The organism is Pseudomonas sp. SMV71, assembly GCF_052042015.1.
In the GTDB taxonomy this organism is placed as follows: Bacteria; Pseudomonadota; Gammaproteobacteria; order Pseudomonadales; family Pseudomonadaceae; genus Aquipseudomonas.
Genome location: NZ_JBKGGU010000043.1, coordinates 1 through 14,031, shown reverse-complemented (window position 1 = coordinate 14,031; position 14,031 = coordinate 1). Strand labels below are relative to the sequence as shown.

The following is a 14,031-nucleotide window of genomic DNA, read 5'->3' as shown; positions in this document are numbered from 1 at the left end:
GATGCCCGACTACGACAACTACGTCGAGCACATGCAGACCAAGCACCCGGACAAGCCGCTGATGGACTACGAAACGTTCTTCCGCGAACGCCAGGAAGCCCGCTACGGCGGCAAGGGCGGGCCGAAGTGTTGTTGAGTCTTTTACCGGATTGAGGTGATTCCTGTGGGAGCGAGCCTGCTCGCGATGCGGTGGGTCAATCGGCGAAGATGTTGGCTGACTGACCGCTATCGTCGGATCGCCGCCCGGAGCAGGCTCGCTCCCACATTGGTTTCTGAGTGGCTTCAGGATCTGCATTCACCACGGATCCTGCGGTAGCGAGCCTGCTCCGGCCGGCGATCCGACGATGACGGTAGGTCAGTAAAGGCAGTGTTGACCGAAAGAAGGGAAGGGCCGCTACGCAGCCCAGCGGGAGCAAGCTCCCTCGCCACGGGGAAAGTCACTCCGCCAACAACACCGCCGCATCGAACCCCACCCGCAGGTTGCCCCAATGGCGACCGCCAAAGAAGAACGGGACGTCGATCTCGGTCATGATTTCCCCGGTATCGCGCAGGTACGTCTGGAGCAGAAAGCGCTGGACGTTGCCCGCTGCCCGCAGGCCGATGGGGTCGTTGAAGATCCGCTTGTTGCGGCACACCGGCAAATCGACGGCGCGGTCGCCCGTGGGCGGCTTGGACACCCAGCTGTTGTTGACCGGGCAATAGCCCTTGGTGTCGACGATGAAAGAAACCTTGCCGCCCGGCGTGCTGCGGGTGAGTTGGTCGCAGGCTTCCTGGCAGATCCGCGCAAAGCGCTCGGTATAGCTGGTCATGTACTGCTTGGGATCGGTGCCAGGGATGAGCTGGTAGCTCTGGTCAAACAGATTGACGCCTTCGCCTTGCAACGCCTCCAGGCGGACCTGCAGAAGATCACGGCATTCGCTGGCCCGGCTGATCGCCGCATCGAGCCTGCCATGGCCAAGCACGAACCGGCCCAGTAGCGCCTGGACCTTTTCGGCAACGCCAGACAAGTCACGAGTAGCGGTCGCCGAATGCTGCATTCGCTGGTCGATCGACTGGCTGTCGGCGTGGATCTGGGTGACCCGTTCGTTGATTCCAGTATTGCTGTCGGCGAACTGCTGGATATGGTCGGCGATGTCCGCCAGCTTGCCATTGGTGGATTCGAAGTCGCCGATCATGCTCTCGAAATGCCCGGAAGCGCGCTCCACTACCTTTTGGGTTTCCCGGGCGCTGTGGCTGATCTGGGTGGTCTGTTCATGGGTAGAACTGACTTCTTCGAGCATGGCGTCGATGTTGCGCGAAATATCGTCCGTGGCCCGGCTGACGTTCTGCGCCAGGGTGCGCACTTCATCGGCCACCACTGCGAAGCCGCGGCCACTCTCACCGGCGCGGGCGGCCTCGATGGCCGCGTTGAGCGCCAGCAGGTTGGTCTGGGCGGAGATCTGCTGGATCAGACCCACGATGGACTTGATGCTGGAGGAGCGCTGGTTCAAGGCGCTCACCAGGGTGGCGAATTCATTGAGGCTGCTGGAAATCTCACTGATATTGCCGGTCACTTCCAGCAGCTCGGCGTAGGAATCACGGGCAATGCTCAGGTTCTGCGCGGTGGTGCTGGAGATGCCCTGGGTCTGGCGCGACACCTCTTCGATGCGGCCGACGGCGGTATTGCTCTGTTCCATCACTTCCTTGGCGAAGCGTGCCTGGTGGGTCGCGCTGTCGCTGGAGTCGCTGATGTTTTTCAGCGAGCGCGCCGATTCCACAGCGATGTGCACGGTCAACGCCTGGACGTTGCTGATTATCTCGCGCTGCTTGGCCAGGAACCGGTTGCAGGTGGCGGCCAGCACGCGAATCTCGTCGTGGGTCACCAGTGGCAGGTCCTTGGACAGGTCGCCTTCGCCATTGGCGATCTCTTCCAGGGCGTGGGTCATGGCGGTGACGGGACGCACGATCAGGTGGCGGAAGTACCAGACCATGAAGCTGATCATGCCCAGGGTCAGCAGCGCGCCGAAGAGCAGGGCATGAGTGAGCCCATCGAGCCGGGATTCGATCTGGCCCAGCAGCACGGCGTCCAGCTGCGCGGCGCGCAGCTGCAAGACAATGTCCGCCCGGGCGCTGAGGGCCACCCAGTACAGCAGCGCACTGACCACCACCAGCAGGAAAAGGCTCGACAGTTTTTTGGTGAGCGTATCGAAGAACTGCATCTCGATAGACTCGTACAAGGCCTTTAACGTCTGCATGCCGCTGCTCCTGGGCAAAAAATCTCTCAATGGCATACATTCGACCGCGACTGGGAAAGCTTTAGCGATTTGGGCGATTTGATATCACTTGCTACGATTTCAGTGGGCTGCTAGATGCGTAACCCTGTGGGAGCGAGCCTGCTCGCGATAGCGGACTGTCAGCCTATACCGTCGCCGACTGATGCACCGCTATCGCGAGCAGGCTCGCTCCCACAGGGATTGACGGCGCATTCGATCAAATAGAAAGCATTTACTGGGAATCATTCTCAAAGTATATTCGCTCGCATTTACGTCCCCCCACGAGTGCCGCGTCTTGAATCGTTCCACCTCCCTCGCAAACCGCAACGTCTTCATCAAGTGTGTCCTGCCGACCTTGTCCTGCTGGTTCATCGCCGGTCCTTTACAAGCCCAGGAGACATTGGAACTGCCGGCCACGGCTATCCAGGGCAGCGGTGTGACTCAGGACGATGGCTACACGGCGTCGCAGGCCAGCACGGCGAGCAAGAGTGATGTACCGATCAAGGAAGAGGCGCAGTCGATCAACGTGGTGACCCGGCAGACCCTGGCGGACTATCAGGTACGCTCGCTGAACGATGCCATGAAGTTCGTCAGCGGCGTCAACCAGGGCAATACGCTGGGCGGCTCGCGGGACTCGCTGGTCAAGCGCGGTTTTGGCACCAACGACGATGGCTCGATCCTGCGCGATGGTGTGCGTTCCAACCTGGGGCATAACTTCAGCGCCACCACCGAGCGGGTCGAAGTGCTCAAGGGCCCGGCCTCGATGCTGTACGGCGCGTTGGAGCCCGGCGGCCTGATCAATGTCATCAGCAAGCAGCCCGAATACACCCGGGGCACCACCCTGAGCGGCTCGGCCTACAGCGAAGGCGGCGGTACCACGGCCGTGGACACCACCGGGCCGCTGGGCGACACCGGCCTGGCTTATCGGCTGATCGCCGAGCGCAAGCACGAGGATTACTGGCGCAACTATGGCGTCAACGAGAGCACGCTCGTGGCGCCGTCCCTGGCATGGACCGGGGAGCGGGCTTCGTTGAACCTGAGCTATGAGTACAACGAATACTCCAACCCGTTCGACCGGGGTACGGTGTTCCGCAATGGACATCCAGCGGACATCGACTACGACAAGCGTCTCGATGAGCGCTGGGCCAAGAGCCAGGGAATCCGCGAAACGGCCACGGCGCGCTTCGAGTATGAACTGAGCGATGCCTGGAAAACCCGACTGACCTACGGTTGGAACAATGACCGGTACAGCCTCGCGATTGCGCAGCCCAACACATTGACAGGCAATGTCCTGAGCCGACGCGCCAACGGCGCTCATTACGACGATGAAACCCGTTTCGCCAGCTGGGATTTCATGGGCAAGCAGGACCTCTTCGGCCAGCGTCATGATCTGTTGGTGGGTGTCGATAATCAGGTGTCCGATCAGTTCCGTGGCAAAACCTACCGCAATGCCCCTCGCGGCGGTTTTGACATCACTTCACCGGTCTACGGCAACCTGCCCGAGCCGAGCCTGATCAACGCTGCAGACAGCGACCTGCGTAACGAACTGACTTCAAGCTCGGTTTATCTGAAGGACAACTGGCACCTCGACGACCGTTGGATCCTGGTCTTCGGCGGTCGTTACCAGCATTACGATCAATACAGCGACCAGGGCAGGGGTGCCCGCTATAAAGTGAACCGCGACGACAACGGCGACGCGTTCGTGCCGTTTCTCGGTCTGGTCTACAAAGCCACCGACGAGCTGTCGCTATACGGTAATTACAGCCGCTCGTTCAAGCCGAACGACACCGTGGACGACTCCGGCAATACCTTCAAGCCGGAGGAAGGTCGCAGCTACGAAGTCGGTGCCAAGTACGATCCGCTGCCGGGTTTGAACATCAACCTGGCGTTGTTCGACATCGTCAAGAAGAATGTCGTGACATCCTCCACGCTCAATGGCGTGACCCTGTCGGAAGCCGCCGGAAAGGTCGGCTCCCAGGGTCTGGAGCTGGACATCACCGGCCGCTTGTCCGAACGCTGGGACCTGATCGGCACCTATGCCTACACCCACACGGAAATCCTCGACGATCCGGACGACGAAGGCCACCGCCTGGCCAATGCCCCAAAGCACACCGCCAGCCTGTACCTGAGCCATCACCTGAACGTACCTGCCGAATTCGGCAACTGGCATGCAGGTGGCGGCGCGCGCTACGTCGGCGAGCGTGCCGCCAACAACGCCAACGATTTCTGGCTCAGCAGCTACACCGTGGCCGACGCTTTCCTGCGCTGGGAGTCGCCGGTGTTCGGCTACAAGACCTCTCTGCAACTGAACGTGGACAACCTGTTCGACAAACAATACTACCCGTCCTCCACCGGCAGCCAGCTGCAGGTCAACGTCGGCGAGCCGCGCACCGCACGCCTGAGCGCCAGCGTAACGTTCTGATCGCGCTGCGCTGGAACAAAAATGCCCGGAATCTGAGCCCGGGCATTTTCGTTTGCAGTTGTCTTCCTTAAGCCGGCGTGCCCCTAACGATGTCGCGCCCAACGCCTGCCCTCAGGGCGTGACGGAGCTTCAGCGCCGGCCGTTCGATGCTGTAATACGACACGCCACTCAAGACGAAGGACAGCACCAGCACTGCCGTGATGATCAGAGTGCTGTACTCCACCGGCCAGAACGCCCGCAATACATACATCACCACGAAGTGATTGAGGAAAACCCCGTAGCTGATGTTGCCGAGGAACTCATCCCACCGGCGGTGCCTCAACCGGCTGAGCAGCCAGACCGCCGGCTGGCCGAGCACGATACCCAGGGTCACCTCCGCGTTGAACGGTCGTCGAGGAATGACTCCCGTAACGATGGCCACGAACATCAGCGCCGCGACGAGCGTGGTGATGGACACGATCCACAGGCCTTTGGCCCTGGCCCGGTACAGATAGCTGCCGCACAAGAAGATGAACAGCACACCCGGCAGCAGGCGATAGCCGTAGATGTCAGTATTGATGTAGCCCAGGGCCGCAACCAGAAAGATCGCCACTGACAGCGCAAAGGCGATACCCCGTGCCCGATAAAGGATGAGAAACGGAATCAACAGATAAAAACACATTTCCAGCCCCAGGGACCAGCCAGGCGGCAGGATCTCGGGCACGGTGATGCCGTACATGTAGAAACCCAACGGCAGGATCGGCAGGCTGGTGACGATGTTTTCCAACGTCAGGGCCTCTGCCTGGGGCGTTCCGGGCAGGAGGAAATGAATCACCAGGCAGGACAGGATGAAGTACAACAGGAACTGCGGATATAACCTCAGTAACCGATCCAGGTAGAACACGCCGATGTGCCCGGCTGTACCGTAGTTGCGTTCGATCAGTGAAGTCATCACGAAGCCGCTGATGATCAGGAAGGACACCACGGCAACGACGCCAGGGTTGAACCCCATGAATGTCACGCCCATGTGCGAAATCGCCACGAGCAAGGCCAACAGCAGACGATAAACCCCCACGCGCATCATCCTTAATCAGAGTTGATCCGTTGCGGTAGACGTTATTGGGGTTTTTCAGCGGTGAACAGCGGTGGTGATCGGCGACGGCAGGGTAGTGGGGAAGATTGTCATATTTGGCATCATCTGTTCGCCGCGCCGTGCGCTTCGCCAATGGCCTCGCTCCCGCATGCCCAACGGGGACACTTGTGGGAGCGGGCTTGCCCGCGAAAGCGGCGTGTCTGTCATGAAGATGTTGAATGTGCCGCCGTCTTTGCGGGCAAGCCCGCTCCCACAGGGTCAGACGGTGTATGCAAAGGCTGCGTACACCTAAAGCCAATGTGGGAGCTTGCTCGCCAACGCTGGCGACTCATCGCGGCTCAGCGAAACGCCGGCACTACATGCTCGATGAACAATTGCAGAGACTTTTTCTTCTCGGCGTGAGGCAGGCTGTTGTCGCACCAGAAGCTGAACTCGTCGACGCCCAGTTCCTGGTAGTACTTGATGCGCGGAATGATTTCTTCCGGCGTGCCGATCATGGCGGTCTTGTGCAGGCTCTCCAGTTCGAACTCCGGACGACCGGCGAACTTTTCCTCGGGGCTGGGCGCCAGGAAGCCATTGACCGGGGTTTGCTTGTTGCCGAACCAGGCGTCGAAAGTGCGGTAGAACCTGGCGATCGCCTGCGCACCGACTTTCCAGCCCTCGGGGTTGTCCGTCGAATGCACGTGAGTGTGACGCAACACCATCAGTTGCGGGCGTGGCACGTCAGGGTTGTTGTCCAGGGCCGCCTGGAACTTGTTCTTCAAGTCCAGGACTTCTTCGTCGCCCTTCATCAATGGCGTGACCATGACGTTGCAGCCGTTGGCAACCGCGAAGTTGTGGGAGTCCGGGTCGCGGGCGGCAATCCACATCGGCGGGTGCGGCTTGCGGATCGGCTTGGGCACGCTGGTGGAGGTCGGGAATTTCCAGATCTCGCCGTCGTGGGCGTAGTCGCCCTGCCACAGGGCACGGACTACCGGAACCATTTCCCGCAGGGCCTGGCCACCGGCCGAAGCCGGCATGCCGCCGGCCATGCGGTCGAACTCGACCTGGTAGGCGCCCCGGGCCAGACCGACTTCCATGCGGCCATTGCTGATCACGTCCAGCAACGCGCATTCACCGGCCACCCGCAACGGGTGCCAGAACGGCGCGATGATGGTGCCAGCGCCCAGGTGAATGGTAGTGGTCTTGCCGGCGAGGTAAGCCAGTAGCGGCATCGGGCTGGGCGAGATGGTGTATTCCATGGCGTGGTGTTCGCCGATCCACACGGTACTGAAACCGCCGGCTTCGGCCAGCAGGGTCAGTTCGGTCAGATCTTCGAACAACTGGCGGTGGCTGACGCTTTCGTCCCAACGTTCCATGTGTATGAACAGCGAGAATTTCATGACGCTTACCTCGGATCTTTTTGTTGGCGGCCTGTCGTTTGCAGACCTGATGCCTGGGAAGAGCGCGGGGCTCTTGGATGTTCTCGCAAGGCCGCGCGGGTTATCGGCACGGCGGCCTGGCAGATTATTATTGGTATACCATAATACGAAATATCTACAAATTGTTTCTATCAGTCCGTCAGGCCGGAACGGGCAGTGCCCCCATCTTGCCGTTGCAGTAGACCAGAGGGCTGGTGCACTGCTCAGGCACGATGAGGTTTTTCACGGCACCCACCATAATCGCGTGGTCCCCCCCTTCGTATTCGCGCCACAGTTCGCACTCGATCACCGCTGTGGCGTTCGCCAGGATCGGGTTGCCCAGGGCGCTCAATGTCCACTCGATACCTTGGGCCTTGTCCTTGCCCTTGCGAGCAAAAGCATAGGCCTCGCTTTGCTGACCGGCAGACAGTACATGGATGGCAAAGCGTTTGTTCTTGATCAGGACCGGATAAGAATCGGAGCTGTAGTTCGGGCAGAACAGCACCAGGGCCGGGTCCATGGACAGTGAGCTGAACGCGCTGGCAGTCAGGCCGACGATCTGGCCATCCTCGTCCAGCGTGGTGATTACCGTCACACCGGAGGGAAACGAACCCAGGACTTGTTTATAGATGGCGGCGTCGATCATTGCGCGGTCCTCGTGTGATCCGGTTTTTTAGATTTGTAGGTCTGATGGTATACCGTAATACATTCATTGCAAGGTCTTTTTCGGTGAATCGATGAACGTCATTCTTAGCGTTTTTAGCCAATGATTACGGGGGGAGTTGTCAGGACGGTCGGGCCAAAGAGCGGATCAGTCAGGCTCCGAAAGAGCTGATCAGTCTTGTGAAAGTGTTGGAATACCATAATATGGTGTTCATCTGAGGGGCGCCTAGAGTGCCTCCGGTTTGGCTTCATACAAAGATAAGAACAGACAAACTCGAGTTCATGCATATGTCCCAGATGTCCCGGCAAGACCCGTTGATCGAGAACCACACGGTCGATTACGTTCCTCTCGCAGAACGCCACGGAAAGGCCCGCGACCTGTTCACCCTATGGTTCAGCACCAATATCGCGCCGCTGCCTATCGTCACCGGGGCCATGGTGGTCCAAGTGTTCCATCTCGATCTGTTGCGAGGGTTGCTGGCGATTGCCTTGGGGCACTTGATAGGCGGATTGGTGATTGCTCTAGCGTCAGCCCAGGGACCGCGCATGGGGATCCCCCAGATGGTCCAGAGTCGCGGCCAATTCGGTCGCTACGGCGCGTTGTTGATCGTGTTCTTCGCGGCGCTGATCTACGTCGGTTTTTTTATTTCCAACATCGTCCTGGCGGGCAAATCCATCGTTGGCATCGCGCCGTCGGTGCCGGTCCCGGCCAGTATCCTGATGGGTGCCCTCGGTGCCACGGCCATCGGGGTGATCGGCTATCGGTTCATCCATACCCTCAACCGCATCGGCACGTGGGTGATGGGCGGGGCCTTGTTCGCCGGATTCTTCTACATTTTCGCCCATGACTTGCCGGCGGATTTTTTCACCCGCGGAGGCTTCAATCTGTCCGGCTGGTTGGCCACGGTTTCGCTGGGGATCATCTGGCAGATCAGCTTCTCGCCTTACGTTTCTGACTACTCGCGTTACCTGCCGGCGGATATCGGCTTCGCCCGTCCATTTCTGGCCACCTACCTGGGAGCGACACTGGGCACCATCCTGTCGTTTGCCTTCGGCGCGGTGGCCGTGCTTGCTACGCCGGAAGGCACGGAAGCGATGGCGGCGGTCAAGCAGTCCACCGGTTGGCTGGGGCCTATCCTGATGGTGCTGTTCCTGCTCAATATCATCAGCCACAACGCCTTGAATCTGTATGGTGCGGTACTCTCGATCATCACCTCGATCCAGACCTTCGTCAGTCAGTGGACGCCAAGCGTCAAGGTTCGAGTGGTGTTGTCCAGCGGCGTACTGGCAGGCTGCTGCGTGGTGGCGCTGGGGGCTTCGGCGGACTTCATTTCGCAGTTCATCGGCTTGATCCTGGCGTTGTTGCTGGTGCTGGTGCCGTGGGCGTCGATCAACCTGATCGACTTCTATGTGATCAAGCGTGGCCATTACGACATCGCTTCGATCTTCCGGGCCGATGGCGGGATTTATGGGCGCTTCAACCTGCATGCGATCGTGGCGTACTTCATCGGGATCATCGTGCAGTTGCCGTTTGCCAACACGTCGCTGTATGTCGGGCCCTACGCCAATCTGGTGGACGGTGCCGACCTGTCGTGGCTGGTGGGGTTGCTGGTGACCTGCCCGCTTTATTACTGCCTGGCGACCCGCGGCCAGGCCCAGCGGCGCGCGGCGGCGCGGTTGGGTTACACCGATTGATCCAAGCACCGTTTAATCGAATGCCCGGCTATTTGCCGGGCATTTTTGTTTGGGTGGGTGCAAAACTGTGGAGGCGGGAGGGTGTTCACAATTCTCAGATACACCCTGGAAACCTGTGGGAGCGGGCTTGCCCGCGAAGGCGTCGGCCCATTCAGTATCGATGCAAGTGGTCCCATCGCTATCGCAAGCAAGCTCAGCCCCCATGCCGCTGGGATTGAAGGCCGATACTCAGCCATCACCAAACAAAAAAAGGCCGCCGCAACCCGACGTTGCGGCGACCTTGAGGGTGACATCTGTGAGGCGGCCCATCGAAGTGGGCCAGAAGGGGATCAGTGTGCCCCGGCGGCCTTGTTCAGGTCACTTTCGGCCCATTGGGTGTAGACGCAGGCGTCGGCGGTGGCCCAGCGCACGCGTACCGGGTCGCCGGCCTTGAGCGGCATGCCCGCGGCGGAGAGCGCCTTGACGGTCATGGCGGTGCCGCCGGACGTCACCACGCTGCAGGTCTGGCTTTCGCCGAGAAACAGCACTTCCACGACCTTGGCCGGCACTTCGTTCCAGCCTGCCGCCAAGGGTTGTTGCGCCGCCTGCTCGGTGCTCAGCGCCAGGGCCTTTTCCGGGCGCACCATCAGCAGCACGTCCTGCTCGGTTTGCAGGCCGGCAGTCAGGCGAATCGACAATGACTGGCCTTCGAAGGTCGCCACCGCATTGCCCTGGGCCTTGAGCTTGAGGAAGTTGGAGTTGCCGAGGAACGACGCGACGAAAGCATTCGGTGGATTCTGGTAGAGGTCGTAGCCGCTGCCGAGGCCGACGATCTTGCCATGGCTGAAAATGGCGATGCGCTGGGACAGGCGCATGGCTTCTTCCTGGTCATGGGTCACGTAGACGATGGTAATGCCCAGGCGCCGATGCAGCTGACGCAGTTCATCTTGCAAATCTTCCCGAAGCTTTTTGTCCAGGGCGCCGAGGGGTTCGTCCATCAGCAGGATACGTGGCTCATAGACCAGCGCTCGGGCAATCGCCACGCGCTGTTGCTGGCCGCCGGAGAGTTGCGAAGGGCGGCGGTGGGCGAACTGCTCCAGTTGTACCAGCTTGAGCATGGCGTCGACGCGGCGGTCGCGTTCGGCCGGGGCGAGTTTGCGGATCGCCAGGGGGAACGCGATGTTGTCCCGGACCGACAGGTGCGGAAACAGCGAGTAACGCTGGAACACCATGCCAATGTCACGCTTGTGCGGCGGCACGTTGACCAGCGATTTGCCGTCCACCAGGATTTCGCCGCTGCTGGGGGGTTCAAAACCGGCCAGCATCGACAGGGTGGTGCTCTTGCCCGAGCCGCTGGAACCGAGGAAGGTCAGGAATTCACCGTCCTGAATCTCCAGGGAGATGTCGTCCACGGCGGCAAAGTCGCCGTAGTGTTTGTTCAGGTTGCGCAGGCTGACCAGGGTCTTGTTGTTCTGTTGTGCGGGGTCTTTGACGGCACTCATTGTCTTCTCCTAGGCGCTCAGGCGCTGATTTCATTGCGCCGGCGCAGGGCGGCGGCGATCACCATCACGAGTACCGAGAGGCCGATCAACAGCGTCGAGGCGACGGCGATCACAGGCGTCAGGTCCTGGCGCAGGGTGGTCCACATCTTGACGGGCAAGGTTTGCAGGGTCGGGCTGGCCATCATCACGCTCAGCACCACTTCGTCCCACGACACCAGGAACGCAAACAGGGCGCCGGCGACCATGCCCGGGCGAATCGCCGGGAATGTCACCTTGAACACCGCTTGCAGGCGCGAGGCACCGCAGATCACCGCGGCGTCCTCAATGGACTGATCGAACAGTTTGAGCGAGTTGATGATCGAAATGATGGTGAACGGCAGCGCGACGATGACGTGGCTGACCACGAATGCGAACATCGTCCCGGTGTAGCCGAGCTTGAGAAACAGCGCATACACCGCCACGGCGATGATCACCAGCGGCACGATCATCGGCAGGGTGAACAGGCCGTAGAGCATTTCCCGACCAGGGAAGCGTCCACGCACCAGGGCAAATGCCGTCGGCAACCCCAGTGCTACCGCGCAAACCGTGGTCAGCAGGGCGACCTTGAGGCTGGTCAACGCGGCGTTCATCCAGTCCGGGTTGGAAAAGAACTGGCCGTACCATTTGAACGTCCAGCCCGGTGGCGGGAAGACCAGCCACTGGGACGAGCCGAACGAGAGCAACACGATGAACACGATCGGCAGCAGCAGGAACAGTCCGATCAGACCGGTGGTGGCGTACAGACCGAAGCGCATGCGCCGGCTCATGGCATTGGGAGTCAGGAGCATGACGGTTTACCTCGCGTGACTGGCGCCGACCGGGGATTCCGGCTGGAGCTTCAGGTAGAAGTAGAACAGCACCAGCGTGATGACGATCAGCAACGCGGCGCCGGCGCTGGCCAGGCCCCAGTTGAGGAACGATTGCACCTGCTGGATGATGAACTCGGGCAGCATCATGTTCTGTGCGCCGCCCAGCAGGGCCGGCGTCACGTAGTAACCCAGGGACATCACGAACACCATCAGTCCGCCGGAGAATAGCCCCGGCCGGCACAGCGGCAGGAACACCCGGAAGAAGTTGGTCCACGGGCTGGCGCCGCAGATGGAGCCCGCCTGCAGGATCATCGGGTCGATGGCCTGCATGGTCGCCTGCAACGGCAGGACGATGAACGGAATCATGATGTAGCTCATGCCGATCACTACGCCGGTGAGGTTGTGCACCATCTCCAGTGGCTGGTCGATGATGCCCAGCGCCATCAGGGCCTTGTTGATCACCCCGGAGGCTTGCAACAGCACCAGCCAGGAATAGGTGCGGGCCAGCAGGCTGGTCCACATCGACAGCAGCACGATGTTGAGGATCCAGCGCCCCCAGCCACGAGGTACCAGCGTGATTGCCCAGGCCAGGGGGAAGCCCAGCAACAGACTGAACAGAGTCACCAGCCCGGCCACCGAAAAGGTGTTGAACAGCACCCGGGCATAAGCCGAGTTGGCGAACAGTTGTTCATAGTTGCCAAGCCCCGGGACTGGCTCCAGCACGCCGCGCAGCAGCAGGCCGATCAGTGGCGCCAGGAAGAACAGGCCTAAAAACAGCAGAGCCGGGGCCAGGTTGCCGACCCCGCGCCAGCGCTGGGCCAGCGACGGGGTTTGTGTGGCGACTGCCTTGGCGGTTGCCACACCGGCGGCGCCGGTGTGTTGGGTTGCCGTTGCCGACATTTTCATTTGACCAGCCATTCGTTCCACCGTGTCGCGATGTCCTGACCGTTCTTGGCCCAGTACGCGAAATCAAGCGTGATCTGATCCTTGGCGTAGGCGGTCGGCAGGTTGGGAGCGAGCACAGAGTCCAGGCGTGCGACGCTGTCGACGTTGACCGGCGCATAAGCGGTCAGGTTGGAAAAATCGGCCTGGCCCTTAGCGCTGCTGGCGTTGGCCAGGAACTTCATGGCAGCGGCCTTGTTCTTCGACCCCTTTGGAATGACCAAGATATCGGCCATGACCAGGTTCTGCTTCCAGCTTACGCCCACGGGTGCGCCGTCCTGTTGCAGGGCGTAGACGCGGCCGTTCCAGAACTGACCAATACTGGCTTCGCCGGACGCGAGCAGTTGCTGGGACTGGGCGCCGCCGCCCCACCAGACAATGTCTTTCTTGATGGTGTCGAGTTTCTTGAAGGCGCGGTCCAGGTCCAGTGGATAGAGCTTGTCTTGCGGTACGCCATCGGCCAGCAGGGCCAGCTCCAGCACGCCAGGGCTCGGCCACTTGTACAGGGCGCGTTTGCCGGGATAGGTCTTGGTGTCGAACAGTGCGGACCAGTCCTGTGGCTTGCCGGAACCGAGCTTGCCTTCGTTGTAGCCGAGAACGAAAGAGAAGTAGAACGAACCGACGCCATGATCGGAAACGAAGCGCGGGTCGATCCTGTCCCGTTGGATGACCGAGAAGTCCAGGGGTTCGAGCAAGCCTTCGGACGCTGCACGCAAGGCGAAGTCCGCTTCCACATCGACCACATCCCATTGCACGTTGCCGCTTTCGACCATGGCCTTGAGCTTGCCGTAGTCGGTCGGGCCGTCCTGGACGACGGTGATGCCGCTGGTCTTGCTGAACGGGTCGGCCCAGGCCTGCTTCTGCGCGTCCTGGGTACTGCCGCCCCAACTGACGAAGTTGACGCTTTCAGCGGCCATCGACGCCTGGCTGGCGACGCTCAGCAGGCTCGCAAAAAGAACGGCGACTGCACTTTTCTTCAACACCATTTTCACGCCCTCATTGTTGTGTTTATTGAGCGGGCTTATCTGTGCCCACTTATCGGGAGCTTATGTTCATCGGGTCTTGCGGCTGACCGCGCCAAGGGCGGGTTGAATGCGCGTTCCCTGCCGGGTGCGCTTGGCTGGAGCATGCGGTCTATGGAATATCATATTATGGTATTCCAAACATTCTGCAAGCACTTTGCCTTACCGGTTATCTGCCTGAGGACAGATTTTTTCTATCCTCCTGTGAATGAATACTCAGCCCCGGCGGTGATC

At 60.5% G+C, this 14,031-nt stretch carries 11 protein-coding genes; 3 read left to right on the top strand and 8 right to left on the bottom strand.

Translation table 11 applies throughout. From position 1 onward, the window contains the following. On the top strand, positions 1-136 hold a 136-nt coding region (locus ACLEJQ_RS25575), incomplete at its 5' end, for a YbdD/YjiX family protein (protein ID WP_440797819.1). Between the two features lie 301 nt (positions 137-437). Here the strand turns inward: ACLEJQ_RS25575 and ACLEJQ_RS25570 are convergent. Further along, the gene (locus ACLEJQ_RS25570) at positions 438-2,234 is read right to left on the bottom strand and encodes a methyl-accepting chemotaxis protein (protein ID WP_440799839.1); all 1,797 of its coding nucleotides are present in this window, start codon (positions 2,232-2,234) and stop codon (positions 438-440) included. 313 nt (positions 2,235-2,547) lie between these two features. Between ACLEJQ_RS25570 and ACLEJQ_RS25565 the strand changes: the two genes are divergently transcribed. Then, on the top strand, positions 2,548-4,674 hold the full coding sequence (locus tag ACLEJQ_RS25565; protein WP_440799836.1) for a TonB-dependent siderophore receptor: 2,127 nt from the start codon (positions 2,548-2,550) through the stop codon (positions 4,672-4,674). A 67-nt stretch (positions 4,675-4,741) separates the two neighbouring features. On the opposite strand, the gene ACLEJQ_RS25560 is transcribed toward ACLEJQ_RS25565, so the two are convergent. The 3 genes from ACLEJQ_RS25560 to ACLEJQ_RS25550 form a co-directional block, all read right to left on the bottom strand. Further along, on the bottom strand, positions 4,742-5,728 hold the full coding sequence (locus tag ACLEJQ_RS25560; protein ID WP_440799833.1) for an acyltransferase family protein: 987 nt from the start codon (positions 5,726-5,728) through the stop codon (positions 4,742-4,744). 356 nt (positions 5,729-6,084) lie between these two features. Next, positions 6,085-7,128 carry an LLM class flavin-dependent oxidoreductase gene (locus ACLEJQ_RS25555; RefSeq protein WP_440799830.1) on the bottom strand — a complete coding sequence of 348 codons (1,044 nt, stop codon included), beginning with the start codon at positions 7,126-7,128 and terminating at the stop codon, positions 6,085-6,087. Between the two features lie 178 nt (positions 7,129-7,306). Further along, on the bottom strand, positions 7,307-7,792 hold the full coding sequence (locus tag ACLEJQ_RS25550; protein WP_440799827.1) for a flavin reductase family protein: 486 nt from the start codon (positions 7,790-7,792) through the stop codon (positions 7,307-7,309). A gap of 305 nt (positions 7,793-8,097) precedes the next feature. Between ACLEJQ_RS25550 and ACLEJQ_RS25545 the strand changes: the two genes are divergently transcribed. Then, positions 8,098-9,504, top strand: a complete 1,407-nt coding sequence (locus ACLEJQ_RS25545) for a purine-cytosine permease family protein (RefSeq protein WP_440799824.1) — start codon at positions 8,098-8,100, stop codon at positions 9,502-9,504. A 329-nt stretch (positions 9,505-9,833) separates the two neighbouring features. Here the strand turns inward: ACLEJQ_RS25545 and ACLEJQ_RS25540 are convergent, their stop codons facing one another. Genes ACLEJQ_RS25540 through ACLEJQ_RS25525 form a run of 4 tightly spaced genes read right to left on the bottom strand, consistent with a single transcriptional unit; the run spans position 9,834 to position 13,761 of the window. Next, entirely contained in the window at positions 9,834-10,985 is a 1,152-nt protein-coding gene (locus ACLEJQ_RS25540) for an ABC transporter ATP-binding protein (RefSeq protein WP_440799820.1), read from the bottom strand. A gap of 17 nt (positions 10,986-11,002) precedes the next feature. Further along, complete coding sequence (locus ACLEJQ_RS25535; RefSeq protein WP_042728207.1) at positions 11,003-11,812, bottom strand: ABC transporter permease; 810 nt, start codon at positions 11,810-11,812, stop codon at positions 11,003-11,005. A gap of 6 nt (positions 11,813-11,818) precedes the next feature. After that, complete coding sequence (locus ACLEJQ_RS25530) at positions 11,819-12,739, bottom strand: ABC transporter permease (protein ID WP_440799817.1); 921 nt, start codon at positions 12,737-12,739, stop codon at positions 11,819-11,821. Next, complete coding sequence (locus tag ACLEJQ_RS25525; RefSeq protein WP_440799814.1) at positions 12,736-13,761, bottom strand: ABC transporter substrate-binding protein; 1,026 nt, start codon at positions 13,759-13,761, stop codon at positions 12,736-12,738. The genes ACLEJQ_RS25530 and ACLEJQ_RS25525 overlap by 4 nt, the downstream gene beginning before the upstream one ends. Positions 13,762-14,031: the final 270 nt, after the last annotated feature.

Coding starts and splice junctions, on each gene's coding strand:
- ACLEJQ_RS25570 (WP_440799839.1), bottom strand. CDS start 2,234: ATGCAGACGTTAAAGGCCTTGTACGAGTCTATCGAGATGCAGTTCTTC.
- ACLEJQ_RS25555 (WP_440799830.1), bottom strand. CDS start 7,128: ATGAAATTCTCGCTGTTCATACACATGGAACGTTGGGACGAAAGCGTC.
- ACLEJQ_RS25550 (WP_440799827.1), bottom strand. CDS start 7,792: ATGATCGACGCCGCCATCTATAAACAAGTCCTGGGTTCGTTTCCCTCC.
- ACLEJQ_RS25545 (WP_440799824.1), top strand. CDS start 8,098: ATGTCCCAGATGTCCCGGCAAGACCCGTTGATCGAGAACCACACGGTC.
- ACLEJQ_RS25540 (WP_440799820.1), bottom strand. CDS start 10,985: ATGAGTGCCGTCAAAGACCCCGCACAACAGAACAACAAGACCCTGGTC.
- ACLEJQ_RS25535 (WP_042728207.1), bottom strand. CDS start 11,812: ATGCTCCTGACTCCCAATGCCATGAGCCGGCGCATGCGCTTCGGTCTG.
- ACLEJQ_RS25530 (WP_440799817.1), bottom strand. CDS start 12,739: ATGAAAATGTCGGCAACGGCAACCCAACACACCGGCGCCGCCGGTGTG.
- ACLEJQ_RS25525 (WP_440799814.1), bottom strand. CDS start 13,761: ATGGTGTTGAAGAAAAGTGCAGTCGCCGTTCTTTTTGCGAGCCTGCTG.